General features: G+C 40.1%; 21 protein-coding genes. 6 read left to right on the forward strand and 15 right to left on the reverse strand.

The window, feature by feature from the left end:
• Positions 1-98: 98 nt before the first annotated feature.
• From CWC30_RS08765 to ccoN, 9 genes are all read right to left on the reverse strand, one after another.
• Positions 99-836: an FNR family transcription factor gene (locus CWC30_RS08765; protein WP_036983021.1), complete on the reverse strand. Its 738-nt coding sequence runs from the start codon at positions 834-836 to the stop codon at positions 99-101.
• Between the two features lie 42 nt (positions 837-878).
• Positions 879-1,550 carry a sulfite exporter TauE/SafE family protein gene (locus CWC30_RS08770; protein ID WP_138626895.1) on the reverse strand — a complete coding sequence of 224 codons (672 nt, stop codon included), beginning with the start codon at positions 1,548-1,550 and terminating at the stop codon, positions 879-881.
• On the reverse strand, positions 1,543-1,710 hold the full coding sequence (gene ccoS / locus CWC30_RS08775) for a cbb3-type cytochrome oxidase assembly protein CcoS (protein ID WP_008109812.1): 168 nt from the start codon (positions 1,708-1,710) through the stop codon (positions 1,543-1,545). The genes CWC30_RS08770 and ccoS overlap by 8 nt, the downstream gene beginning before the upstream one ends.
• On the reverse strand, positions 1,707-4,079 hold the full coding sequence (locus CWC30_RS08780) for a heavy metal translocating P-type ATPase (RefSeq protein WP_138626896.1): 2,373 nt from the start codon (positions 4,077-4,079) through the stop codon (positions 1,707-1,709). Before CWC30_RS08780 ends, ccoS begins: the two co-directional genes overlap by 4 nt.
• Before the next feature lie 8 nt (positions 4,080-4,087).
• The gene (locus CWC30_RS08785; RefSeq protein WP_069439306.1) at positions 4,088-4,579 is read right to left on the reverse strand and encodes a FixH family protein; all 492 of its coding nucleotides are present in this window, start codon (positions 4,577-4,579) and stop codon (positions 4,088-4,090) included.
• Between the two features lie 149 nt (positions 4,580-4,728).
• Complete coding sequence (gene ccoP / locus CWC30_RS08790; RefSeq protein ID WP_036983016.1) at positions 4,729-5,763, reverse strand: cytochrome-c oxidase, cbb3-type subunit III; 1,035 nt, start codon at positions 5,761-5,763, stop codon at positions 4,729-4,731.
• A complete protein-coding gene (locus CWC30_RS08795; protein ID WP_010389598.1) occupies positions 5,760-5,945 on the reverse strand; it encodes a cbb3-type cytochrome oxidase subunit 3 in 186 nt (61 codons plus the stop codon). The genes ccoP and CWC30_RS08795 overlap by 4 nt, the downstream gene beginning before the upstream one ends.
• A 6-nt stretch (positions 5,946-5,951) precedes the next feature.
• Positions 5,952-6,626: a cytochrome-c oxidase, cbb3-type subunit II gene (ccoO, locus tag CWC30_RS08800; protein WP_033102690.1), complete on the reverse strand. Its 675-nt coding sequence runs from the start codon at positions 6,624-6,626 to the stop codon at positions 5,952-5,954.
• 12 nt (positions 6,627-6,638) lie between these two features.
• Positions 6,639-8,072, reverse strand: a complete 1,434-nt coding sequence (gene ccoN, locus CWC30_RS08805; RefSeq protein ID WP_010389600.1) for a cytochrome-c oxidase, cbb3-type subunit I — start codon at positions 8,070-8,072, stop codon at positions 6,639-6,641.
• A 337-nt stretch (positions 8,073-8,409) separates the two neighbouring features.
• On the opposite strand from ccoN, the gene CWC30_RS08810 reads away from it, so the two are divergent.
• The 3 genes from CWC30_RS08810 (at position 8,410) to CWC30_RS08820 (ending at position 13,756) form a co-directional block, all read left to right on the forward strand.
• Positions 8,410-8,838, forward strand: coding sequence for a hypothetical protein (locus tag CWC30_RS08810; RefSeq protein ID WP_138626897.1), 429 nt, complete (start codon positions 8,410-8,412; stop codon positions 8,836-8,838).
• A 755-nt stretch (positions 8,839-9,593) separates the two neighbouring features.
• A complete protein-coding gene (locus tag CWC30_RS08815) occupies positions 9,594-12,281 on the forward strand; it encodes a TonB-dependent receptor (protein WP_013464672.1) in 2,688 nt (895 codons plus the stop codon).
• A 107-nt stretch (positions 12,282-12,388) separates the two neighbouring features.
• A complete protein-coding gene (locus CWC30_RS08820) occupies positions 12,389-13,756 on the forward strand; it encodes a hypothetical protein (RefSeq protein ID WP_138626898.1) in 1,368 nt (455 codons plus the stop codon).
• Positions 13,757-13,779: 23 nt separating this feature from the next.
• Here CWC30_RS08820 and CWC30_RS08825 read toward each other — a convergent pair whose 3' ends face one another.
• The 6 genes from CWC30_RS08825 to CWC30_RS08850 form a co-directional block, all read right to left on the reverse strand.
• Complete coding sequence (locus tag CWC30_RS08825) at positions 13,780-14,034, reverse strand: outer membrane protein assembly factor BamE (RefSeq protein WP_138626899.1); 255 nt, start codon at positions 14,032-14,034, stop codon at positions 13,780-13,782.
• A gap of 27 nt (positions 14,035-14,061) precedes the next feature.
• Positions 14,062-14,898, reverse strand: a complete 837-nt coding sequence (locus CWC30_RS08830; RefSeq protein WP_138626900.1) for a peptidoglycan binding protein CsiV — start codon at positions 14,896-14,898, stop codon at positions 14,062-14,064.
• Positions 14,898-18,371 (reverse strand): transcription-repair coupling factor, encoded by a 3,474-nt coding sequence (mfd, locus tag CWC30_RS08835; RefSeq protein ID WP_138626901.1) that lies wholly within the window; start codon positions 18,369-18,371, stop codon positions 14,898-14,900. The genes CWC30_RS08830 and mfd overlap by 1 nt, the downstream gene beginning before the upstream one ends.
• Positions 18,372-18,421: 50 nt before the next feature.
• Positions 18,422-19,315, reverse strand: coding sequence for a carbon-nitrogen hydrolase (locus CWC30_RS08840; RefSeq protein WP_013464677.1), 894 nt, complete (start codon positions 19,313-19,315; stop codon positions 18,422-18,424).
• The gene (locus tag CWC30_RS08845; protein WP_138626902.1) at positions 19,312-20,367 is read right to left on the reverse strand and encodes an agmatine deiminase family protein; all 1,056 of its coding nucleotides are present in this window, start codon (positions 20,365-20,367) and stop codon (positions 19,312-19,314) included. Before CWC30_RS08845 ends, CWC30_RS08840 begins: the two co-directional genes overlap by 4 nt.
• Before the next feature lie 114 nt (positions 20,368-20,481).
• On the reverse strand, positions 20,482-21,090 hold the full coding sequence (locus tag CWC30_RS08850) for a PilZ domain-containing protein (RefSeq protein WP_138626903.1): 609 nt from the start codon (positions 21,088-21,090) through the stop codon (positions 20,482-20,484).
• A 297-nt stretch (positions 21,091-21,387) separates the two neighbouring features.
• Between CWC30_RS08850 and CWC30_RS08855 the strand changes: the two genes are divergently transcribed.
• The 3 genes from CWC30_RS08855 to CWC30_RS08865 are packed head-to-tail and all read left to right on the forward strand — an operon-like array spanning position 21,388 to position 26,060.
• A complete protein-coding gene (locus tag CWC30_RS08855; RefSeq protein WP_138626904.1) occupies positions 21,388-21,945 on the forward strand; it encodes an RNA polymerase sigma factor in 558 nt (185 codons plus the stop codon).
• Entirely contained in the window at positions 21,942-23,018 is a 1,077-nt protein-coding gene (locus tag CWC30_RS08860) for a FecR family protein (protein WP_138626905.1), read from the forward strand. Before CWC30_RS08855 ends, CWC30_RS08860 begins: the two co-directional genes overlap by 4 nt.
• A 9-nt stretch (positions 23,019-23,027) precedes the next feature.
• Positions 23,028-26,060, forward strand: a complete 3,033-nt coding sequence (locus CWC30_RS08865) for a TonB-dependent receptor plug domain-containing protein (RefSeq protein ID WP_138626906.1) — start codon at positions 23,028-23,030, stop codon at positions 26,058-26,060.
• The last annotated feature ends 49 nt before the right edge of the window (positions 26,061-26,109 follow it).

A 26,109-nucleotide genomic window follows, 5' to 3' on the forward strand; every position in this document is an offset into this window, starting at 1 on the left:
GTTAATACCTCTACTCAAAGTGTTAGTAGAGATAGAGCATAATTGCAATAATTACGCTCCAATTCAGGGTAGGATTAATTTAAAATGAGAAGCGATTATTAACGAGGCTTAACAATCGCAGCCGTTTTGGCTAAAGCGTCATTATCTAAAATAGTAATAAATTTACCTTCTACTTTAATTAAGTCGGCTTTTTGAAAACGGCTTAATAAACGGCTGATAGTTTCTACTGTTAAACCTAAGTAGTTACCAATTTCGCCGCGAGTCATAGTAAATCTAAATTCTTTACGTGAAAAACCACGCTCACCAAAACGCTCTGATAAGTTATAAATAAAGCTGGCAAGACGTTCTTCAGCAGACTTTTTATTAAGTAATAATAGCATTTCTTGATCGTAGGTTATTTCGCTACTCATTAAACGCATTATTTGTTGGCGCAATTTAGGCAGTTTACCGGCTAGTTCGTCAAGAGTTACAAAGGGAATTTCACATACCATTGAGGTTTCTAGTGCTTGAGAAAAACTTTGATGTTGCATTTTATTGATGGCGTCAAAACCAACAAGGTCACCCGCTAAATGAAAGCCTGTAATTTGTTCATCGCCTTGCTCTGACAAGGTATACGACTTAAACGACCCCGAACGAACTGCATAAATTGCATTTAAAGGTGCGCCCGATTCAAATAAGTAGTCACCCTTGTGTAATGGTTTTTTTCGCTCAATAATCTCATCAAGTTTATCCATTTCTTGGCCATTTAAAGAAAATGGTAAACATAACTGGCTAATACTGCAGTTATTACAGCTAATGGCACAATTACCTTTAGCACGACTTTGAGAAAAATCCATAAGTTCAATCCGTTAAATTTTTATGCACAACGTTTACCAATGTTAATGCACTAGCTTGTCTGTTGCAATGATCAGAAGGTAGATACCATACCAAATGATAACACTGCCTAATATTATTCGCGTCCAAGGGTGATTAAAAAGCGTATTGAGCTTTTGTGCAGCCACACCTAAGGTGATCATGGCAGGGAACGTACCTAGGGCAAATGCCAGCATAACCAGAGCACCATTTATGGCAGTGCCACTGGTCATCGCCCATGTGAGCGCAGAATATACTAAGCCGCACGGTAACCAGCCCCATAGCGCGCCATAACCAAGCGCTTTTAGTGGGGAATCAATGGGCATTAAATATTTATTAAGTTTAATTAAGTGCTGCCAAATGAGGGTTTTGCCAAGTTTTTCGAGCCATTGTAATGTCGCGGCTAAGCGCATGATATAAACGCCGACCAGTAACATAAACACGCCCGCTAAAAATGATAAAAACAGCGCAAAGGCCGAGTTTTGTGTGGCAAATTGACCACTAATACCGGCAACAAGGGCACCAGCTAGCATATAACTTAGCGCTCTACCGCTATTATAGGCTAGAGAATATAACCAAGTTTGGCGCTTGTTACTGGCTAACTGTAATGAGCTGGCAATGCCGCCGCACATAGCAATGCAATGGCCACTGCCAATCAACCCCATTAAAAAAGCACTAACAAAAATCGGGTCAATCATTACTTTTATTATGTTGCTCTTTATCGTCTTCAAACAAAATACTGTGGCCTTGCTTGTTTAAATCAGAGAATTGCTCGCCTTTTACTGCCCAAAAAAACACGCCAATGGCAATTAGTACAAACAAGATAGCGATAGGAACTAAAATATAAATTATGCTCATAACTTTAATAGCCTTAGTGAATTACATATCACAATAATAGAGCTGGCAGACATACCAATTACCGCCATCCAAGGCGCAACTAAACCCATAGCAGCAAGCGGCAATATAGAGCCATTATATAATAAAGAAAGCGCTAGGTTTTGCTTAATTATACGCCGTGTTTGCTTAGCAATCGTCAACAAATGATCAATAGAGGCTAAATCACTGTTAAGCAATACAACATCAGCACTGTTTTTAGATATATCGGCACCGGTTTCCATGGCGATAGATAAATGGGCGCTGGCAAAGACTGGGCTGTCGTTTACGCCATCGCCAACCATAGCAACAACTTCACCTTGAGTTGACCAGCGTTCAACTGCGACTTGTTTATCTTTTGGACTACAACTGGCTTGTACTGAATCAAGCTTTAATTTTTTAGCCACCTTGGCACCGGCAGTTGAGGCGTCACCTGTTAGCATATGACAACTTAGATTGGCAGCTTTTAACGAGTTAATGAGTTTATCGGCATCTGTTTTTACTTTATCAACAAAGTAAAAGCGTGCAACAGGTTGCTTGTTTATGTAGAGGGTAGCTTGCGCATTGGTTTTTTTGGTATCAAACCAGCCACTTTTACCAATGGCGTAATGCGTATTATCGTATTGAGCACTGATCCCAACCCCGGGATGGAGTTGTACACAGTCAAATTTACGCTGACCTTTAAACTCTTTAAAGGCACTAGCAATAGGATGCTCAGAATAGCTCTCAAGCTGTGCTGCAATATCAAGAATTTGCTCTTTGCTGTAGTTATCATCAAGTATGTCAACAACGTCGAGGCTAAATTTACCTTGCGTAAGCGTACCTGTTTTATCAAAAGCAACTAAAGTAAGCTTTGATAGGGTTTCTAACACATGTGCTTGCTTAATTAATATTCCTTTACGAGTTAAGGTAGCCACAGCACAGGTTAACGCGGTTGGAATAGCTAAACTTAATGCGCACGGGCAGGTGGCCACTAACACCGATATAGTGATCCAAAAAGCAACATCAGGGTCAATTTGATACCAGCCAATGGCGGTTAGAGAGGCAAATACCAGTAATACCGCGACAAACCACTGTGCTACTTTGTCGGTAATTTCTACTAACCGTGGGCGTTTTGTTAGGGCATTATGTTGTAGACGAATAATTTGATTAAGCAGGGTATTTTGGCCCAGCTTATTGATTTTTATTTCAATAATACCATCATGATTAACCGTGCCCGCATATACGTTATGATCAATATACTTTCGTACTGGCTGATGTTCACCAGTCATCATAGACTCATCAACACTGGTGCTGCCTTTGACTAAGATGCCATCGGCAGGGATAGTTTCGCCTGCTTTTATTAAAACGATATCGTTAAGCTTGAGCTTTTTAGCGGCAATTATGTGCTCTTTGCCGTTTTCATCGAGTGTACGGGCAGTCAGAGGCAGTAGCTTTTGTAAGTTGGCTGTAAATTCACTGGCCTTTAAACGCGCTCTAAATTCTAAGTATTTACCTAATAAGAGTAAAAAGGTAAACATACAAATAGATTCAAAGTAAACTTCACCGACTTCCATTACCGTGGCGTAACAGCTTGCACCATAGGCACCAAAAATCGCCAATGATACCGGTAAATCCATATTCAGTTGTTTTGCTTTTAAGCCGTTAATTGCGTTACTTAGAAAGGGCAGGGCACTGTATAAAATGACGGGCGTTGCAAGGATCAAGCTGATCCATCTAAAGTACTGTTCAAAATTACTGTCCATCCCAGAGAACATGCCAAAGTACATAGCAAAGGCAAACATCATCACTTGCATGGTCATTAAGCCTGCCACGCCGAGGCGGCGAATATACGCTTTGGCTGTTTGTTGTTTTTGCTGGGCTTCTAAATCTGATTGGAATGGATAGGCTTTGTAGCCTATTTCAGCCAGTGAGGTGATTAGCTCACTTAAAGGGGTTGCGCTTTTATCCCATTGGATCATAGCGCGATTTGTTGAGGTGTTTACATCAACGCGCTTTACCGATTTAAGGTTAAGTAATTGCTTTTCAATAAGCCAGGCACAGGCGGCGCAGGTAATGCCCTCAACACTGAGAAGCACCTCAGAGTTGTCGTTATGCGTACTGATAAACTCATCTTGAATATCTTCATTGTCATAGCTTTTAATAAAAGCGAGTTGTTCAGGGACGAGTTGCTCTACTTTACCGGCACTAACAGTGCGATATTTGTAGTAGTCGGTCATCCCTTGGTCAATGATATTTTGTGCAACAGCTTGGCAGCCAATGCAACACATTGGCTCAGCGGTATTGTCTATAAAAACATGTGCGCTAAATCCAGCAGGCACACTTTCAAGACAATGAAAGCAATTTTTAGACATACTAAATACTACTTATAGTTAGGAGTCACTAAAACGGTGGCTGTGGTTGGTAAACTAACGTTTTCTTTCATTTTCCAACTGTTATCAACGGGTTCAATAAATACCGAATATGCGCCTGGTGTATAGCTTTCTAATAATGCAGTGAACTCTTGATTAGCATTTGGAGTGAGGGTAGCTTCAAAATCTTGTGCTTTTATAGTTCGGTGAAAAAACGACAATCTTAATGCGTGTATATTACTGGTATCGCCTTTGGTAAATTTAAAGCTTACACGCTTATCTGATACATTTAGGTCGCCATGTAAATACAACGCTTTTGCTTTATCAAACTTAACGAGTTCTAAGTTGATTGCTTTGCCTTTTTTATAGTAATCATCTACAACCATATCTGGGCCGTTACCAATGGCTGTAATAAATAAACTAATGCAGCCAATAATTGCAGCTAAAGGGAAGAAGATTAAAAACCAAGGCCAAAAATTTTTATACCACGGAGTCGGTTGCATAGTCGCTCTAAAATTAATTAATGTGCGGCTATATTATAATAAATAGAATGAAAAGACTAAAAAAAAGCCTCCGAGTGGAGGCTTTTTTGATCTGAATTAATCTACTGAAATAAAAAGATTAAAACTGAAACGTTTTGTTAACTTTATCGTCATTTATCTTGCGATAAGCTGTAAACGTAAGCAGTTAATAGGTGAATTTTATCTTCGCCTAAAATCTCTTTCCATGCAGGCATTACACCAGCACGGCCATGGTTAAGTGTTTCTTCAACAGCGCGTTGAGAGCCACCGTATAACCAAATGTTATCAGTTAAGTTTGGTGCACCAAACGGTAGGTTATGGGCAACTGAACCTTTACCATCTGGACCATGACACGCAGCACACATAGCAAATTTTGCTTTACCTGCATCAGCATCTTTTTGGTTAACAGTACGGCCAGATAGGCTAAGTACGTAAGCCGTCATTTCTTTAACGCCTTGCTCACCTAATGCATCACCCCAAGGTGGCATTGCTGCAACACGACCTAAAAGTAATGTTTCTCTGATCTTGTCAGGAGAACCACCGTACAACCAATCGTTGTCAGTAAGGTTAGGGAAGCCAGTACCACCACGAGCATCAGAGCCATGACATTGTGCACAGTTTTGTGAGAACAAACGTTGACCAATTTCAACAGCGAGTTGACCTTGCGTTTGCTCATGCGTAGTGCCGTTTTCTAGCGCAACTTGCTGTGCTGCATCACCAGCAAATTTAGACTCTACTAAATCTAGAACAGGTATTTGAGCCAATTCATTAAAAATAGGACCAAAACGTTCTTCAGCAGTGCGGTATTCAGCATCTAGCTTTACAAAACGGCCATCTTCTTTAGCTTCAATGACTGCTTCTTTCGATTCAGTTAAAGAGGTAATACCTTGGTTTGAGCTTGTCCATTTTGCTAAACCTTCCCAGTTACCTAAACCTGGGTAGGCTGCTAAGTAATAAACAGACCACACAAAGGTTGCGAAGAACATGTAAGTCCACCATTTTGGTAGTGGATTGTTTAATTCTTCAATGCCGTCAAACTCATGTCCACAGCTTTCACCTTCTTTTACGCCTACATAGTTTTTTAAGTTCCAAACTAGTAGACCAAAGATAATGATTAAGCATGCAAGGGTTAATACAATAACCCATATACTCCAAAAGCTAGTCATTTCTCAGACCCCTTTTCCTCGTTAGAGAGTGTATTGTTGTGTTTTTTTTCATCTTCAAATATGACATTAGCAGCGTCTTTAAAACGACTTTTACTACGCTTGCTATATGCCCATCCAACAATCACAATAAATAATACTAAAATTACCAGAGTCAAAATGCCTCTGTATGTCCCGTAGTCCATAATAATCTACTTCAAATGTGTGCCAAGTTGTTGCAAATAAGCAATAAGGGCTTGCATTTCTGTTGCACCTTTACCGTCATTCATTGCATCAACCTTAGCAATGTCAGCGATTAATTCCTCGTCACTGCCATAACCTAGACCCGGGTGTTTTGGGTTTTCTGGATTGATAGCAAACGTGTCACGGAAAATTTGTAGTTTTTTCAGAGTCAGACTTGTATCAAGCGTGTTCTCTGCTAACCAAGGGAAACTTGGCATATTAGACTCAGGAACCACGGCACGTGGATCCATTAAGTGCGCATAATGCCAATCATCTGAGTAACGTTTACCTACTCGTGCTAAGTCAGGGCCAGTACGTTTAGAACCCCAAAGGAAAGGGTGATCCCATACTGACTCGCCTGCTACAGAGTAGTGACCGTAACGCTCAACTTCATCACGAAATGGACGGATCATTTGAGAGTGACAGTTAGCACAACCTTCACGCACATAAATGTCGCGACCTTCAAACTCTAGTGCATTTAACGGGCGTAACCCATCCACTGGCTTGGTTGTATCGTCTTGGAACATTAGCGGCGTAATTTCTACTAATGCACCGAAGCTGATTGCGAAAACAGTCAAGATGGCCATGAGGCCAATGTTTTTCTCGATAATTTCGTGTTTGTTTTGTGAATTTTTATTGCTCATTATCTAACTCCGTTATGCTAACTGCGCTTGTTCATCAAGTTCTAACGAGTTATTTTTCGCTGAAACTGTACGATAAACGTTATAAGCCATAACCAGCATACCTGTAACGATGAATACACCGCCTAAGAAACGCATAACATAGAAAGGATGAGAGGCTTCTAACGACTGTACAAAGCTGTACATTAATGTACCGTCAGAGTTAACTGCACGCCACATTAGACCTTGCATTACACCTGAAATCCACATTGCAACAATGTATAAAACAACACCCACTGTGTGTAACCAGAAGTGTGTATTGATTAATTTAATGCTGTACATACGACCTTGCGAGAATAACGCAGGGATAAGGTGGTAAATAGCACCGATAGAAATCATCGCAACCCAACCTAATGCACCTGAGTGAACGTGACCTACAGTCCAATCTGTGTAGTGCGATAACGCATTAACAGATTTAATTGCCATCATCGGGCCTTCAAACGTCGACATACCGTAGAAAGACAATGAAACCACTAAGAAACGTAAAACAGGGTCAGTACGTAGCTTATGCCATGCACCTGAGAGCGTCATAATACCGTTGATCATACCACCCCAAGACGGTACGAATAAGATAATAGACATCACCATACCTAAGCTTTGCGTCCAATCAGGAAGCGCAGTGTAGTGAAGGTGGTGAGGACCTGCCCAAATGTAAAGAGAGATAAGTGCCCAAAAGTGAACAACCGACAAACGGTATGAGTAAACAGGGCGACCCGCTTGCTTTGGTACAAAGTAATACATCATACCTAAGAAGCCAGCAGTAAGAAGGAAGCCTACTGCGTTGTGGCCATACCACCACTGAACCATTGCATCTACGGCACCTGCATAGATTGAATATGATTTAGTCAATGAAACTGGGACTGCCATGCTGTTAACAATATGTAGAACAGCAACAGTAATAATGAAACCAGCATAGAACCAGTTAGCTACATAAATATGCGCTACTTTGCGTTTTGCAATAGTGCCCATAAATACAACAGCGTACGTTACCCAAACAACAGCAATTAAGATATCGATAGGCCACTCAAGTTCTGCATACTCTTTAGAACTTGAAATACCCATAGGTAGAGTAATTGCTGCTAGAACAATCACTAACTGCCAACCCCAAAAGGTGAAGGCGGCTAATTTATCTGAAAGAAGGCGCGTTTGACATGTACGTTGTACGACGTAATAAGACGTCGCAAAAAGTGCACTTGTACCAAATGCGAAAATTACTGCGTTCGTGTGTAACGGACGAAGTCGAGAGTAAGTTAACCATGGTGTGTCAAAGTTAAGAGCTGGCCAAGCTAATTGGGCAGCTATCAGAACCCCAATACCCATGCCAACGATGCCCCAAATCACTGTCATAATAGCGAATTGGCGTACAACTTTATAATTGTACTCAGTTTGTGATGCTACTGTTTGGCTCATTTTCTGGCTTCCGCTGCAATAAATGCGTTTAGAAATGAATTACCTACTTGTAAAAGTAGGACCTACTATTATTCCAAAGTATACTATCTAAAACCCACAATATATGGTTGTTACAGATAATAATCTCGAGAATTACTTGTTTTTTTTGCAGTTGAAATGATAAATTTTTTGGCTTTAAAAAGATAGGTCAATTGCGTAATAATATGACATCAATCAAACTTTATTAAGTTGCTGTCTATTTTTTGAGGTGATTTGTACTTTACTAACTCATTAAAACCGATAATCAACTAACGTGCCCAAATGTTGGACTAATACATTAGATACTTTGAGAACCTGCATGTATATATATAGAGTATGTTTACTTTCTTTTTTACTATTCTTACTAGGTTGTGACTTTTCTGGATCAACATCAACATCAAAAGTAAATCAATCACAAACAGAGTGTAAAAATAACAACCCGTGTATTTTTCCAAATCAAGTTAAAGTTTGGCTAAGCGAAGAAACCCTATCACCAGAGACACCGTTTTCAATTTACACTCAGTTACCGACTGGTGTAACAATAACAGCGGCTAAATTGGAGGGGGTAACTATGTATATGGGTTACATTCCCGTACAATTTAAAAATCAGGGCAGCGTTTGGGTAGCTAATACTATGGTAGGGATTTGCTCGGAAAAAAACATGGTGTGGAAGCTTATTCTTACTACTGTCGATACAAACACTGGCATAAGTGAAAATGTTGAATATTTTTTTAACGTTACCTATTAAAGGCTTTCTACTCAGGCGTGGTTTTTAACTGCGCCATTCCCGTAAAATTATAGCGGCAAAGCCAAATGCCTCACATTTAATAGTTATTTGCAATTAAAGTACATCTGATAAAATAACCATTCTTAATAAAGCTTTTACATACCCATTTACCTTCCAAGTTTATAACTTAAGCTCTGCTTGGCTTACTTTTTTAATTGTGCTCATACGTGCAATAAAGCACCTATATCATTTGTATGTAGATTTATCTAATGGACCCACTTTAGTAGCCGTTTTTAGTTTAATTGGCAGCCCGTCTTAAACCTTCAATACACATAAAATTTGCATGATTAAAACTTATAACAAAAAAATTCAGACTAAATAAACAATCTACTTGCATAAATATGGTTAGTAATTAACACCTAGTTTTACCGTTTTAATAACGAGCTGTGATTAACATGTTAATTTTCCTGTTTAGGGCACATTAATGTAATAATTACATTTGATTACAAACTCTACTCATTTGATTTCAGCTGTGTTTTTTATGTGATTACTTGGTCTTTAATTATTGATTATAAAGTGTTTTTATTAGTTAACAATGAAACATACTGTAACCTTTGTTCCTTTCGCGGGGCGTTTTAATTTTTATTGATTGCACCGTGATCTCTCATTAAGTTTTCATTCAGTTAAAGGCGCCTAATTTGCTCCCGCTCACTCAAAATTCTCATAAAAGTGAGCATTACCAATTTAGGTAAATTTCCAACAAGTAGGGTTCATCCATGAAAAAATCAACTCTTGGTTTAGCTGTAATTGCAGCAATCCCAATGTTCTCAAGTGTTCAAGTTTTAGCTGCAGACGAAGCAGCAAAGTCAATTGAAAAAATTCAAGTAACGGGTTCTCGTATTAAGCGTTCAGATATGGAAACGGCTAGCCCAGTTACACTTATCGGTGCCGATGAAATTAAAGCATCAGGTGCAACATCTGTAGATAGCGTATTACAACAAATGACGGCTACGGGTGGTGCAATGACAAACCCTGGCGTTAATAATGGCTCTGGCGGTGGTGCATCTATAGATTTACGTGGTTTAGGTTCACAGCGTACTTTAGTACTTGTTAATGGTCGTCGTATGATCAATTCAGGTACTGGTGCGGCTTCAACGGTTGATTTAAATACTATTCCAGTATCAATGATCAAACAAATTGAAGTACTTAAAGACGGTGCTTCTGCAGTATACGGCACAGATGCTGTAGCTGGTGTTGTAAATATTATCCTTAAAAATGACTTTGAAGGTTTAGATTTAAACGTCAACACAGCCATGACTTCAAAACATGATGCGTCAGAAACATCAATCGACTTTACCTTAGGTACAACATTTGACAAAGGTAATATGGTTTTTGGTATTCAATACACTGATCGTGGTGAAGCAAGTCAAGGTGATCGTGGTTTCTCATCATGTCCTTTATTTGAAGGCGAAAATGGACTTTTCTGTGGCGGTTCTTCATTCAGCGAAGGCGGCCATATTTACAATGTTAATACAGCTAATATCATTAACGATAAAGGTGAAATCGAGAAGCAGGGTGTTGCTGACGATGCTGGTTTAAGTGGCCTTGGCGGTAACTTACACCGCTATACCGATGAAAACGATGCATACAACTATGCGTCTAAAAGCTACCTATACACACCTATGGAACGCTTAAACATCACAGGTTTAGGTAATTATGAACTAAATGATGACACAATGCTTTTCAGCGAGTTTACCTATACTAAGCGCTGGTCAGAGCAAAAGTTAGCACCACAGCCTATCAACTTTGGCTTTAAATATACCGAAGATATGGGTGACAGCTTACTGTCACAAACTTATGATAAGCGACAAGTCGTTAACGGTGCATTTGTAAAAGATGCTAATGATAATTACGTTACAACACCGACTAATTACGCCTATGGTGATGAAATAAGCTACCGTCGTCGCATGGCTGAAAGTGGTACTCGTGACTTATCGCAAACAGTTGATACTGTTCGTGTTGTTGTGGGTGCTGAAGGTATTATTGGTGATTATTCATGGGATGCATCAGCAAACTTTGGTCGCAATGATTCTGTTGATAAAATGAGTAATCTGCACAACGTTTCTGCAATCACAGAAGACTTAGCTGCAGGTACATTTAAGCCCTTAAATGAGGCATCTTGGTCACAAGAAAACATTCAAGATTATATATACACAGAGCAAAACTCAGGTGGAAGCCAGTTATTTATTTTGGCAGCCTCATTATCTGGTGAAATGTTTGAGTTACCTGCAGGTTATGCTGCATTTGCAGCGGGTGTAGAGCGTCGCCAAGAAAAGGCATGGTATAACCCTGATTCAATTGCTGCTCAAGGTCTAGGTAACGATCCACGTGTAGATCCAACAAGTGGTGGGTTTGATGTGAATGAGGCTTATGTTGAGTTTGCATTACCCTTACTATCTGAGCTTCCATTTGCAGAATATGTTGAATTAAGTGCGGCAATCCGCGCGTTTGATTACAGCACTTTTGGTTCTGATGAAACATGGAAACTTGGTTTTACTTGGAAAGCAAATGATGAATTGATGTTCCGTGGCGTACGTTCAACCGCATTCCGTGCTCCAACGGTAGATGAGCTTTACTCAGGTAATGCGCCATCTTATGAGCAAGTAAAATACCCAGGTGCTGATAGCCAGGCAGAAGTAACTGTGGGCGGTAATCAAAATCTAACACCAGAAGAAGCTGATACTTTAACGTTTGGTGTGGTGTACGAACCACAATGGTTTGAAGGTTTCTCAATGACCGTAGATTACTACGACATTGAAATCGAAAATGCTATTTCAACATACAACAACCAATTCGTTGTTGATCAATGTATTGGTAATTCAAACAGCAGTTCAAACGAACTTTGTGCAAGCACAGGTGCAATTTTACAAGCTGATGGTCGAATTGTGTTCAATAATCAGCTTCGTAATATTGGTTCTGAAAAAACATCTGGCATTGACTTAAATCTGAAGTATTCATTTGATGCATTAGGCCTAAGCTGGAGAGCTGGCCTTGATACAACATATTTAGATGAATACGTTGTTGATACGGGTGCTGTTGTAGATTACGCTGGTTACATTACGGGTGGCGCTGGTAGTTACGCAGATATCAAATCAAACTTTAACTTAACAGTTAAAGGAGATAACTGGGATGCAACTTATGAAGCACGCTACATTGCTGGCCTAGATAGCTTCGCATGTATTGATGGTGAGACATGTTATGCACCTTCAACGCCTTCAGTTGTGTACCATGACATTAGTGGATCTTACTTAATTAATGATACAGTGACATTGTCTGCAGGTGTTAATAACTTATTTGATAAAGAGCCTCCGTATTACTCAGGTAATAACGATTCAAACACTGACCCGTACACGTTTGATACGTTAGGTCGTCGTTTATTCGCTGGCGTAAACGTTAAATTCTAATTTTAATTCATTAGAACTATTAAAAGGCCTAGTTTTTACTAGGCCTTTTTTGTTGAACAAAATTAAAGAGGCACGTAAACTCAGGTAGATAACCAAAGGAGGCATCATTGTTAAAGCAAGACGAAAATTTATCGTTTGTTATTGAACCGCAATTATCACCGCGTGCAGAGCAGCGTCTTGATCTTTATTTTTCTATCCCAAACGAAATGGGTATTAACGCGCAAACACTCAGCGAAGAGTCTTACTTTAATAACCAATTTAAATCTTTTGTAGCCTATAACGCGAATAACATTCACCTTCCATTGGTACGAAGCCGCTTTGTGAGTAAAAACAAAGGCGAACAGCAAGATTACCGACAAAATTTAAATCTATATTGTTATCAAGTGCGTCTGGCAATTGATGCTGATATTAAAGATGCGTTAAAAATTCAAGAAAGCGATGAGTTTTATCAACGAGCCATGGAGCTTTGCGAGCAAAGCCAAAGCCTACTCAGAAAACTCAGACGTTACACCCCAGATAACGAAAAGCTGATCCCGTTTTATACCAATGCTGATAACTACCTAAGCTGGCAAATTGAACAAACGTTTTTAAAGCTACTTGATGAAGGCCCGCGTAGTAGCGATTACGCTAAAGAGCGAAATGACTTATTAAACTTTTGTAAGTCAGAGAGTGAGTATCGAGAAGAGCAGCAATATAATTCTGATTCAACACTTAAAGACGCCAACAGAATTACTAATAAGATGCGTTTACTCCAGCGTTTAATAGAGCATGGAGTGATTTTACAGCGCCAAACACGCTATCTTAATAGCTATTTAAAGCGGTTAGTAAAAGGCTCTGTAACAGCTGTTATAATGGCTTTTGTGATGGTGGTAATACTCAATGCGCGTTCTACCTTTACTGAAATAACCGCTTCATTAATTCTAATTTTAGGGGTTATTTACGGACTGAGAGAAATATTTAAAGAAGATATTACCCGTATTATTTGGCGTGCTATTGTGCGAGGGCGGCCAAAATGGCGCTTTATTTTTAAAAACAGTATCACAAAAGATAAAGTGGCGAGTCAGTTTATTTGGTTAGAGTACACGCGCTTTAAAAAAATCCCTAAAGAAGTGAGGAAGATTTTTTCTAAGCGTCGTCAGCAAAACAAACAAGCGGCACAATGGTTGCACTTTGCTAGTGAAACCCGGGTAAGTGCCAAAGAATTTTTGCCGGGCTACGATAGCTTACAACAAACATTGCAATTTAATCTTGCACCATTTGCACGTTATTTAAAAAAGGGGGAAGGGAAGCTCTACCATTTAGAAAACAATAAAATTTCTAAACAGGGAGTAGAAAGGCGCTATCAGTTAAACATGGTGTTGGTTCTAACCGAACCGGATAAAACACTCTATCAGCGTTACAAAATAACCTTAAACCGCAGTAAAATAGTCAACATAGAGCTTATTTACACCAGCGATGCAAAAAAAGAGGAATAACATACGTTATTCCTTTGTGGTCCTTATTTATCCGTTAGCCCTTTTTTGCTGTAAAGCGTTACTTTGTCTGATACCAGGGTAATTTCGATGTTTTTAGCGTCATCACCCCAAGTACAGCTAGTATGTAATGTTTTTTCTACACAGTTATCAGCACTGCCTAAAAGTGCTTCAACTTCTGATTTGTCCATACCAATTTTAATTTTTTCGTAATTTTCCATGCTAACTTTTGAACAAGCAGCAAGACTCAGTGCTGCAGCAATTATTAGAAGCTTCTTCATTGTTATTTTCCTTTTGATTAAATACTGTTAATGGTTAAATTTTCGAATTTGTACAATCATACCCATACGAGGATGATCAAAGTAATGAATATCTTCGCTGAAAACGCGTCTAAATTGTGAAAAACGGGCTGATTCTAGTTCACCATTATCTTGCTTTTCATTAATATCGAAATCCGCATTAATGTATAAATAATGGCGTAAATGTATTTTCAATAAGCCATCTAACTCCCATTTCATTTCGGAAGATTGAGATTCGGCAAACAGTGGCTCAGGTCTATTTATTAAGCTAATAAAGTCGGAATTAGCGTAACTAAAACCGGTGTTTATATTGTTTTTTAATTGCTTGCCTGCAAATAAGTGCATACTGGGTGAGCGTGATTTACTTGCGCCTTCAAACCGCCAGCCGGTATGTAATATAGGGGTGAGTCCTTTTCGGTCTAAAGCTTGGCGTTGTTGTTCAAACTGCAGTTGTTCAGGAGCGAGCAGGTAAGTTTGCTCCATCGTATCTTGTACTGGTGCTTGAGGGGTTACTGGCAGCACATCGTAACTTTTTACATAATCAATGCTGTCGTTACACGCTGCAGACTGTGGGTTTGAATTAACCAAAGTGTCGGCAAAAGTGCGTGTTTGAAAGCGTGGATCACCGTTTATACACGCGTCCATTGCTTGGTTCTTATAAGCAGAGGCCAATAAATCTAAGGTGTTTTTATCTTCAATGGCGTCATGCTTTAAGCTAAAGTCTTCTTGTAAGTTAGGAGCAGGGCGCTGTTTAAATATTAACACCTCTACTTCAAACCAGCGCTCTGCAAATGCAGTACTGCTAAATAAGCAGCATAAAATAACCAGCGATTTTTTCAGCAACATTAATGGCTAACCTTTTTTTCGAAATCTGCAATCATAGCAGTGATCATTTTTAAGCGTTCACGGGCATTCGCCTCGCTAATGGCAAAGCGTAATTTATTTGCGCCATCCATTTTATAAATGTGTGGCGCACTTTGTATCAAACCAATAATGAAGCTAGGATTAACCTTGGTATTTTGACTAAACTCAAAGTAGCCTCCTTTCGGGTTAGCTTCTATTTTGATTATGCCCAAATTGCACGCCTGCATTTTTAGTTGTTGTAAACTAAATAGGTTTTTAGCTGCATCAGGTAATAAACCAAAGCGATCTATCAATTCTACTTGCAGTTCATCAATATCAGCAAGGTTAGCACAACTTGCTACACGCTTGTACATACCTAAACGCGTGTTAACATCGTGAATATAATCATCAGGTAACAAGGCAGGTAGCTTTAAATCAACTTCGGTTTGTTTTTGTAATAGATTTTCAAGGGTTGGCTCTTGACCATTTTTAAGCGCGTTAACAGCCTGTTCAAGCATTTCCATATACAAATTAAAGCCAATGGTTTGCATTTGTCCAGATTGATCGTCTCCTAATAGCTCACCCGCACCACGAATTTCTAAATCGTGGGTTGCCAAGGCAAAGCCCGCGCCTAAATCTTCTAATGAGGCAATAGCATCCAAACGCTTTTTCGCATCTTTAGAGAGCGCTTTAGGGTTACCTGTAAGTAAATAAGCATAGGCTTGGTGATGGCTTCTACCAACACGCCCGCGTAATTGATGCAGCTGAGCAAGACCGAGTTTATCGGCTCTGTCCATAATAATGGTATTTGCTGTGGGTACATCAATGCCGGTTTCAATAATCGTAGTACATACCAGTACATTGTATTTTTGATGATAAAAATCGGTCATAATCTGCTCAAGCTCTTGCTCTCGCATTTGCCCGTGGGCTGAGGTAACTGTTGCCTCAGGCACCCATTCGCTAATTTCTTGAGCAACACGCTCAATGGTTTCTACATTGTTGTGTAAAAAGTACACCTGGCCGCCGCGTTTAATCTCACGTAAAACCGCTTCGCGAATAAGCTCTTCGTCGCGTTGGCGCACAAAAGTTTTAACAGCTAAGCGTTTAGCCGGTGGGGTAGCAATAATAGATAAATCGCGCATACCACTCATGGCCATATTTAAAGTACGGGGGATAGGGGTTGCGGTCAGGGTGAGTATGTCAACATCCGCTCTCAGGGCTTTAATTTTTTCTTTTTGGCGCACCCCAAATCGGTGTTCTTCATCAACAATTAACAGGCCTAAGTCTTTAAAATTGATGTCTTGTTGAATTAATTTATGCGTGCCAATAACCACATCAAGCTTGCCATTACTCATTTTTTCAAGGGTTTCTTTTTGCTCTTTGGTCGAATTAAAACGCGACAGCACACCCACTTCAATTGGAAAATCAGCAAAGCGGTCTTTAAAGTTATCGTAGTGTTGTTGAGCAAGTAGGGTGGTAGGGACTAAAATAGCAACTTGCTTATTATCGTTAACCGCGACAAACGCTGCACGCATTGCTACTTCGGTTTTACCAAAGCCTACATCACCACAGACTAAGCGATCCATGGCTTGTTTTGATTGCATATCACCCAGTACAGCTTCAATAGCGTTACGTTGATCATCCGTTTCTTCAAACGGGAAGCTATCACTAAATTGACGATAAGCTTGGCCATCAAGCGTAAATTTATTACCCGGCTTTGCTTGGCGCTGAGCGTAAATATCGAGCAATTCAGCAGCGACATCACGTACTTTTTCAGCGGCGCGTTTTTTTGCCTTATCCCACGCATCAGAGCCGAGCTTGTGCAGTGGGGCACTGGCTTCTTCACCGCCAGAGTAACGGCTAAGCATATGAAGCGCTGATACCGGCACATAGAGCTTTGCTTCACCAGCATAAATAATGGTTACAAATTCAGTAACCACACCGGCGGCATCAATTGTTTGCAGTCCTTGATAACGGCCAACACCATGGTCAAGGTGCACAACCGGTTGGCCTTCTTTTAACTCTGCTAAGTTACGAATTAGCGCATCTTGGCTTGCTTCATACTTGTGCTTACGGCGTCTGCGTTGTGATACTTTAATTCCAAGCAATTCTTGCTCAGTAATAATGCTCAGGCTAGGTTTTGTGCTAAGCACAACACTTTGTTCCAGTGGGCTTACAATTAAACCAACGTCACTACTGCTGTTGATAAATTGGTCAAAAGTATCAAATTCTTTAAAATTTAAGCCGCTGGGTTTTAATATACTCAGTAATGATTCACGTCGACCATCCGACTCAACACTAATGACAACTCGGCCTTTTTTCTTTTTTTGCTCTGCCACATAGCTAATGAATGCGTTGTAGGGTTCATGTTGTTTATGATCAATGCGGACATTGGGTAATTCATTAACGGCAAGATTTTTATTGCCCGCTTTAGTACCTAATTTTGCTTGCGATAAACGAATGCGGCCATAATCACCCAAGTTTGAAAATAGCTCATTGATTGGCTGGTACAATTCATCCGGTGGTAAAAGTGGGCGCAAGGGGTCCACACGGCGGTTTTCATAGCGTACATTAACATCGTGCCAGAAGTTATCCGCCGCATGTTCTAAATCGCCTAATTGCATCACGGTCGTTGATTCAGGCAAATAGTCAAAAATAGTCGCCAAGCGATCAAAAAATAATGGCATGTAGTATTCAATACCTCCAGGCCAATTACCTTTACTAACTTGCATGTAGACAGAGTCTTGCTCTGCGCTTGCGCCAAACTTTTCACGATAGTTTATTCTAAAGCGTTCAATATCTGTGTCGTTAGTGGGGAATTCATGGGCAGGAAGTAACTCAATTTTTTCAACTTTTTCGTCTGAGCGTTGTGTTTCCACATCAAATAAGCGAATGGTATCAAGCTCGTCATCAAAAAAATCGAGCCTAAATGGGTGTTTACTGCCCATCGGGTATAAATCAACAATAGAGCCACGTATTGCATATTCGCCATGCTCCATAACTTGTTGCACGTGCATGTAACCCGCTTGCTCTAAGTTTTCACGCAAAGCGTGGGTGTCTAATCTATCGCCCACTTTAAAATTAAGCGTTGAACCGTATATAAACGAAGCAGGGGCCGTGCGCAGCATCAGCGTTGATACAGGCATAATGAGCACGCTTTGTTGCTCGTTTTTCAGGGTATTAAGGATTGCTAAGCGCGCGGAAATAATATCTTGATGGGGAGAAAAATGATCGTAAGGCAATGTCTCCCAATCCGGAAATATCATTACCGGGTTATCCGGAAGCAAATACTCTAATTCGGTTTCAAGGCGCAAAGCACTTGGTGTATCTGGCGTAACTATTAACACAAAGTTATCTTGTTGTTTTACACCTTGTGCAATGGCAATGCTCAAGCCACTGCCTAAAAGCTCGCCCCATTGAATTTTATCTTTTTGAGATTTTACCCAAGGCAAGGCTGCCCATTGCTCAAACGCCATTAATTACTCCATTAAATTAGGCTCTTAGCTGCTAAGAGCCATACTATTATTTAGTCGCGATAGATTTTTGTTAAATCTTGATAATGATCAATTCTGCGGTCGCGTAAATACGGCCAGATACGTCTTACGTTTTCGCTGCGTTTTTGATCAAGTTCAACCATTAATATTTGTTCACTTTGATTATCGGCCTCTGCCAATATTTCGCCTTGAGGACCTGCAATAAACGAGTTACCCCAAAATTGAATGCCGTCACTTTGTCCACTCGGGTCGCGCTCAAGACCAACACGATTACAGCTAATCACCGGAACGCCATTGGCTACCGCATGGGCTCGTTGGCTAATAACCCAAGCATCTTTTTGACGGGTTTGCTCGTCTTTATCATCGCGTGGATCCCAGCCAATTGCTGTTGGATAAATTAAAAGCTCTGCACCGGCCATCGCCATTAAACGCGCCGCTTCAGGAAACCACTGATCCCAACACACCAGTACGCCAAGTTTGCCCACTGAGGTTTGAATAGGCTCAAAGCCTAAGTCGCCAGGAGTAAAGTAAAACTTTTCGTAAAAGCCAGGGTCATCCGGTATATGCATTTTACGGTATTTACCGGCAATACTGCCGTCTTTTTCGAGCACCACTGCGGTATTGTGGTAAAGGCCTGTAGCGCGCTTTTCAAATAAAGACGCGACAATTACAATACCAAGCTCTTTAGCAAGTTCACCTAACGTGTTACTACTCGGCCCAGGTATTGTTTCGGCTAAATCAAAGACGTCGACATCTTCAGTTTGGCAAAAATATAAACTACGGTGTAATTCTTGTAGCACAACAAGTTGTGCACCTTGACTGGCTGCATCGCGAATGCCAGCAATTGATTTTTCAATATTGTGTTCAGCGTTGTCACTGTTGCTTTGTTGCACTAAGGCAACTGATAAATTTGCAGGGCTTGTCATTGTGCTGCTCCAGCTAAAAATCCACGAGGTAATTGCATTGTAATGCAGTGAAGACTGCCAAATTGCTCAATAATAGGTAAACAATTTACCCCAATAATTGTGTGCTCTGGGTATGCTTTTTGAACCTGTACTAACGCGCGTTGGTCGTTTATATCGTTATAAGTAGGCACTAATACCGCATTGTTAATAATTAAGTAATTTGCATAGGTGGCGGGTAAGCGCGTGTTTTCATCATCGTACACGGCTTTTGGCCATGGCAACTCTATTAGCTCATATGGGGTGCGATCGGCAGTTTTAAAGCTTTGTAGTTGCTTTTGCATGGCATTAAGCGCGCTGAAGTGCTCATCGCTTTCATCGTCACATTGCACATACACAAGGGTATTATTTGGTGCAAAACGCACTAAGGTATCAATGTGGCTGTCGGTGTCGTCACCTGCTAAATAGCCATGATCAACCCATAAAAAATCTGTTGCGCCCAAGTGCGCTTTTAAAAGCGCTTCTATGTCACTTGGGTTTAAATTTGGGTTACGGTTTTTATTAAGCAAACATTCGCTGGTTGTTAGCAACACACCATGCTCGTTTATTTCAATACCGCCACCTTCAAGTACCATATCGAGCGCTTGATAGTGGTTGTTATTGCTACTTAACTCTTTTACCAAAGTACGATTAATTTGATTATCTAATGCGCTTTCAAATTTATTGCCCCAACCATTGAAAGTAAAATCATATACTTTTAGTTGCTCGGGTGAGTCAATAGCGCCACAAGTAAGCGGGCCATGATCGCGCGCCCACGTATCATTGGTAGGGGTTACTACAAAATGAACACGATTCAAAGAGATGTTAGCGCTATTTAGCAATGCTGTAATATGCATTTTTAAGGCACTATTATGCGCCACAATAACAAGCTTTTGCTGCGTTGTTATATGCTTAGCAAGCTCAATATATACAGGTTCTACACGGGCTAAGTTATCAGCCCAATCTGTGTCTTTATGCGGCCATGTAAGCATAACAGCGTCTTGCTCGGCCCATTCAGGTAAAAGTCTAAAGTTCATGGATTTTTAATACAAATAAAGATGGGGCTAGTTTAGCAGTTCAATTACTGCTAAGTCACTTCTAAATGAGTGTTTGGCTCACAATTTTAAAGCGATTTGAGAAGTAAATAAACGCTAGCTTTTATCGTTTGTACTCTCTTTGGCTTTTTCAAGTTGCTGGCGCTTTTTAAGCTGGCGAGTTTGCGCATGTAAGCTGGCTCTTACAACCAACTCTTGGTCGCTGTCTCTTATTGATACAAATAACAGGGTATATTGGTAGTGCTCATTATCTTGTTTTTCAATGGCAACCACTTCGCTATAACAATACACCGCAGAGGCCTCGTGTTGTAAAAAAAGTTTAGTACGAAACTTTTGCTCTAATGTATACAAATGTTCACTGGTAAACTTAATGCCGCCACCGCCGTAACTGTCGCAATAGATAGAGTTATCTTCTGGTTGTTCAGAGGCTAAAATATGACTCATGATCAAATCTATTTTGCGCGACTGAGCTTGTAAAAAAGTAGTTAGTTCTTGGGCAATATCACCTAAATTACGCAAAGGGCCTAAGGCACTTTGCTCTAAACTGCTTACTTCGTTAGCAAGTTTAAATAAAGGCGGAATATCAGCGTCAAGTTCAGCTAAACTTTTTGGCACAACCGAATCATCTACGGCAAACAGATTGACGCGATTACTTTCATCAATTTGAAAATAAAGCTCAAAATCTGATAATTTTTGATTATTCATATGTAACTCCTATTCGTTAATAGTAGCGTTGCCACTACTAAAATACTACACAACACGCCAATAAAATTAAGCTAAATATCTGTTTGCCCTCATTATAAAAAGCCTAATCAACTAAAATTGCGGTAACTTTCAATATTTACCAAACAGGCATAATCATTAAAAAAGTTATAAAAGGTAATACGTTTACATTGCACTATCTATGTTAGCAACTAATAAATAACCAATAATTAACAAAATTCCTTGTAATTAGCCCTAAAACCCGTAATCTTACGGAAATAATAACAAGAGACGATCCACGTGGCTCAAGGACTTAGATTAGCCAGTACATTCTCAGACATATCCACGCAACTGCGGCGCTTCGTGTCTAAAATTGTGTTGCCTGACGATGTTGATGATATTGTTCAAGAGACCTTTGTTAAAAGTTATGAAGCTGAATTAAAGCAAGATATTCAATACACCCGTAGCTACATGTTAAAAACAGCTAAACACCTAGCACTTAATCATATAGCTAAATGGGATAATAAATTTAGTACCCCTTTAAACCACGAAACTGAACTCCCTAAATTGCTTAAATCAATGCAATTAGAAGACGAATACACCTCTAAAGAGCGTTTTTTATTATTTTGTCGGGCGACTGAGCAATTAAGTCCTGTTGTAAGAAAGTGCTTTATTTTAAAAAAAGTCTATGGAATGAGCCAAAAAGAGATCGCACAGCAAATGCAGCTAAGTCAAAGTACGGTAGAAAAACACGTTGCCAAAGGGTTATTAAATACCATGCTATATATGCGCGAACAGTCACACGATGAGAGCGACCATTGCCAACAAAGTGCGGACATAATGAGGGCAGCAAAATGAATAACATCCATCAATTTACCTCAAAAGAATTAATATTAGAAAAAGCATCGCAATGGATCAGTGCTATTGACCGTGGCCTTACAAAAGAAGAGCAAGAACAATTTAAACTGTGGATGCTACAAAGTACTGCTCATCAAAATGCGGTGTACGAATTAGCTCAGCTTTGGGATGACCTGAGTGTGCTTAACGAACTCAGCGTATTATTTCCAAATAAACAACCGGCTAATAGCAAAACAAAGCTTGCGTATGTATTTGGCATGGCAGCAAGTATTGTTGCTGCATTAATGATGTGCAGCTATTTATTGCTAAATATAGATAGCAATTTCAACAAAAATTTAGCCAAGGTAAATTATACAAAAATTTATAAAACAAAAGTTGGCGAGCAAGCAACCTATGTTTTACCAGATGGCACAATTGTACAACTTAATACCAATAGCTCATTGGAAGTCGCTTATAGCCAAGGCCGTAGACAATTGTTACTAAGTCGTGGCGAGGGCCGTTTTAATGTTGCTAAAGATGCATCACGCCCATTCAGCGTGATGGCCGGTGATAAAAGCTTTACCGCTCTCGGTACTGTATTTAATGTGCAGCGCAATACTTCGTCAGATCTCGAGCTGGTTGTTACTGAGGGTAAAGTGATGATCACCGATCCTAGCGTTGCTGTTAATGCTGATGATTTTAAAGCGTATCAACAAGCTGATAATAACAATCATGAAATTCGTCAAATTAATGCCAATATTGTGATTTCCGGTGAAAAAGTAATTATTGAACAAAGCGTTACCAAACCAATCACACAGTTATCGGTTGATGATGTACAGCGTGACTTAGCTTGGCAAAATGGCATGTTGATATTTAATGGTGAGCAACTGGTTGATGCCTTAAACGAAGTCAGCCGTTATACCGCTACGCGGTTTGAACTATCATCTGATGAGTTAGCCCGTATAAAAGTGGCCGGTGTTTTTAAAGCGGGTGATGTGGCAGGGCTGTTAGAGAGCTTGCAAACTAATTTTTCGATTGAACATGAACGTTTAGGCGAGCATGTTGTTAGCCTAAAATATCAAAAAAAATCATAGGTAATCGTAATGAAAATCACACCATTGTTAATCAATGTTGCTCATAAGAGTGTAAAAAGTAATTTAAAGATTATAAAAATGATAAAAAACTATAGAGGATTTTTGTTTGCTAACTGTTTATATAAGTTGCGCAGTAACCATACGTGCCATTTAACTCAATTTGGCCTTGTTGCACCGCTGTTTTTTAGTATCAGTGTGTATGCAAGTCAAACCGAGGGGCAAATGATGCAATTTGATATAAAAGCGCAACGAGCAGACAAAGCCTTAATAGAATTTGCTAAGCAAACAGAACAAACTGTGGTTTTTTCGTATGAACTTGCCAAGCAATACAAAGCAAATTCGTTGTATGGATTTTATTCTCAACTTGATGCACTAAAAGCATTACTGGCTGAGACACAGCTCGATGCGGTTGTTGATCAAAATGGTTTACTGAGTATTAAACTCAAACAAATCAATAGGAAAGATAACAACATGATGAAGCTTTCAGGAGTTAGTGCAGCTGTATTACCTGCTTTACTTGCAGTTAATTCACAAGGAATAAATGCCGCTGAACAAAGCGCAGAACAAAACATCGAAAAAATTGCTATTGTAGGTAGTCGTGTGGCAGGGCGCTCAGTTGAAGACTTACCTGTCCCCGTTGATATTTTAAGTGCAGAAGCACTCGAAAATACCGGCCAAACAGAAGTTGGCCGCATGCTTCAAGCTATCGCACCTTCTTTTAACTTTTCAAGTTCATCTATTAGTGATGGTACTGACGCATTAAGACCAGCAACGCTACGTGGCCTAGGGCCAGATCAAACGTTGGTATTGATCAATGGTAAGCGTCGTCATCAAGCCAGTATTATTCATATTAATACTTCGGTGGGGCGTGGTACGGCGGGTACCGATATGAACGCTATTCCAGCCTCAGCAATTAAACGTATTGAAGTACTGCGTGATGGCGCTGCGGCTCAATATGGTTCTGATGCAATTGCCGGTGTTATAAATATTGTGCTCAAAGATGGCAGCGAAGGTGGTAAAGCCGCTATTAACTACGGTGAGTATTCAGAAGGTGATGGCGAAACTGTTAACATCGACTTTAATAAAGGCTTTGCTTTAGGTGACAATGGTTATTTAAATACAACTATAAACTACCGTGACCGCGCGCCAACTAACCGTGCAGGGCTTCATGGTTCATGTCAATTTTATGGTTGTACTGAGCTCAGTGACGGCACGTTACTGGCAGGCGACCCGCGTGAACTAACCGCGCCACGCGATACATTTAGAATTGGTGATGCCGACTCTCAACAATTTGGTTTAACCGTTAACACCGGCTACGAATTAGGGGCGGGTGAACTATACGGTTTTATTACCTATTCAACGCGTGATAATGAATCAGCAGCATTTTTCCGTCATAATGCCAATGCCGGTGGTAACCCAGTATTACAAGATGGTGATGCGACAGTTCCGGCTGGCTTTTTACCAAAAATAAACACTACGATTGACGATATTTCATATAACTTTGGTTATAAAACGCAGTTTGATAACGACTCAAGCTTAGACTTATCGTACACCTATGGTGAAAACAGCATTGATTACACCACTAGCGATACGATTAATGCCTCTTATGCCAACTTCTTACGTTACGACCAAGGCTTGAGCGCCGCAGATATTCGCGCCACTATTCCACGTGAAGGTTACGCGTATGGTATGGAGTTATCACTGCAAACGATTAATCTTGATTTTACTCAAAATTTTGATGATTACTCATTAGCAATGGGCGCAGAAATACGCACCGATGAGTACCGTATTTTAGAGGGCAGCGAATACGCATACCGCGATTACGATACCAACAATGGTGTTAATATTTATGATGGATTGAGCGGTGGTATTGGTAGCGAAAATGCATCAGGTGGCACACAAGGCTTTGGTGGTTCATCGCCAGCATCGTCGGTTGATGAGTCGCGCGATGTGATCTCGTTTTATTTAGACGCTGAGGCTTACGTTATTGAAGATGTGATTATCTCAGGGGCGTTACGTTACGATAATTACAAAGGATTTGGCGATACAGTTAACTTTAAACTCGCGGGTAACTGGTCACTAACCGAAGATATTTCACTTCGTGGTGCATTAAGCTCAGGATTTAGAGCCCCTTCAATGCAGCAGTTGTACTTTAACAATATCAGCACGCAGTTTGTTGTTGGTCCTAATGGCAATTTAGTGGCTGAAGAAGTGGGCACGTTTAGAAACGATTCAACACTGGCGCAAAGTTTAGGTATTCCTAAGTTAACAGAAGAGAAATCACAAAACCGCAGTTTAGGTATTGTTTATAACGTAAGCGATAATATTAATGTAACGCTTGATTACTACTCAATCGATATTGACGACCGTATTGTAATTAGTAATCGCTTAGGCAAAGGTTTATCAAACAGTCTTGATGCCGCGTTACTGAGCTCGGGTGCTGGTGCAGGACAGTTTTTCTTAAATGGGGCTGACACAGAAACGCAAGGTATCGACTTTGTGGCTACATGGAATACAGAAGGCCTAGGCGGCACGCTTGATTTTACTTTAGCGGCTAACTTTACAGAAACCGATGTCGTGTCGTTATTTACACCTGCCGGTTCTGGTCTTGAAACCGTGCCAGTCGATGATGTGTTTTCTGATCAAGAAATTTCTATCATTGAAGAATGGCAACCAGAAGATCGCATTAACTTAAGTGCGCTTTATCGCCGTGACGATTGGACTGTTAATTTATCACTTAATCGTTTTGGTGAGTACACAGTTGAAGATGGCGGTCGCCAGACTTACGGTGCTGAAATTTTAACTGACATTAAAGTTAATTACTTTGTAACTGATAATTTATCGGTAAACATTGGCGCAAATAACTTATTTGATGTTTATCCTGATGAAAACACCATAGGTAATTCACGTTCAGGTACTATTGTAGATGCTCAAGGTAATACCATTGTCAGCAGTGATGGAGTATTTAAGTACTCTCGTCGTTCAGCGCCATTTGGTTTTAACGGTGCTTACTACTACGTAGGTGCAGAATACCGCTTTTAATAAGGGTCTGTTGACCTTTTTGGATTAAAATTTGTTCAAACTAGGAGCG

The organism is Pseudoalteromonas sp. S4741 (assembly GCF_005886135.1).
In the GTDB taxonomy this organism is placed as follows: domain Bacteria; phylum Pseudomonadota; class Gammaproteobacteria; order Enterobacterales; family Alteromonadaceae; genus Pseudoalteromonas; species Pseudoalteromonas tetraodonis.

Bases quoted from the DNA above. Each gene is read 5' to 3' on its own strand.
- CWC30_RS08765 (WP_036983021.1), bottom strand. From the start codon at position 836: ATGGATTTTTCTCAAAGTCGTGCTAAAGGTAATTGTGCCATTAGCTGT.
- CWC30_RS08770 (WP_138626895.1), bottom strand. From the start codon at position 1,550: ATGATTGACCCGATTTTTGTTAGTGCTTTTTTAATGGGGTTGATTGGC.
- ccoS (WP_008109812.1), bottom strand. From the start codon at position 1,710: ATGAGCATAATTTATATTTTAGTTCCTATCGCTATCTTGTTTGTACTA.
- CWC30_RS08780 (WP_138626896.1), bottom strand. From the start codon at position 4,079: ATGTCTAAAAATTGCTTTCATTGTCTTGAAAGTGTGCCTGCTGGATTT.
- CWC30_RS08785 (WP_069439306.1), bottom strand. From the start codon at position 4,579: ATGCAACCGACTCCGTGGTATAAAAATTTTTGGCCTTGGTTTTTAATC.
- ccoP (WP_036983016.1), bottom strand. From the start codon at position 5,763: ATGACTAGCTTTTGGAGTATATGGGTTATTGTATTAACCCTTGCATGC.
- CWC30_RS08795 (WP_010389598.1), bottom strand. From the start codon at position 5,945: ATGGACTACGGGACATACAGAGGCATTTTGACTCTGGTAATTTTAGTA.
- ccoO (WP_033102690.1), bottom strand. From the start codon at position 6,626: ATGAGCAATAAAAATTCACAAAACAAACACGAAATTATCGAGAAAAAC.
- ccoN (WP_010389600.1), bottom strand. From the start codon at position 8,072: ATGAGCCAAACAGTAGCATCACAAACTGAGTACAATTATAAAGTTGTA.
- CWC30_RS08810 (WP_138626897.1), top strand. From the start codon at position 8,410: ATGTATATATATAGAGTATGTTTACTTTCTTTTTTACTATTCTTACTA.
- CWC30_RS08815 (WP_013464672.1), top strand. From the start codon at position 9,594: ATGAAAAAATCAACTCTTGGTTTAGCTGTAATTGCAGCAATCCCAATG.
- CWC30_RS08825 (WP_138626899.1), bottom strand. From the start codon at position 14,034: ATGAAGAAGCTTCTAATAATTGCTGCAGCACTGAGTCTTGCTGCTTGT.
- CWC30_RS08830 (WP_138626900.1), bottom strand. From the start codon at position 14,898: ATGTTGCTGAAAAAATCGCTGGTTATTTTATGCTGCTTATTTAGCAGT.
- mfd (WP_138626901.1), bottom strand. From the start codon at position 18,371: ATGGCGTTTGAGCAATGGGCAGCCTTGCCTTGGGTAAAATCTCAAAAA.
- CWC30_RS08840 (WP_013464677.1), bottom strand. From the start codon at position 19,315: ATGACAAGCCCTGCAAATTTATCAGTTGCCTTAGTGCAACAAAGCAAC.
- CWC30_RS08845 (WP_138626902.1), bottom strand. From the start codon at position 20,367: ATGAACTTTAGACTTTTACCTGAATGGGCCGAGCAAGACGCTGTTATG.
- CWC30_RS08850 (WP_138626903.1), bottom strand. From the start codon at position 21,090: ATGAATAATCAAAAATTATCAGATTTTGAGCTTTATTTTCAAATTGAT.
- CWC30_RS08860 (WP_138626905.1), top strand. From the start codon at position 21,942: ATGAATAACATCCATCAATTTACCTCAAAAGAATTAATATTAGAAAAA.
- CWC30_RS08865 (WP_138626906.1), top strand. From the start codon at position 23,028: ATGAAAATCACACCATTGTTAATCAATGTTGCTCATAAGAGTGTAAAA.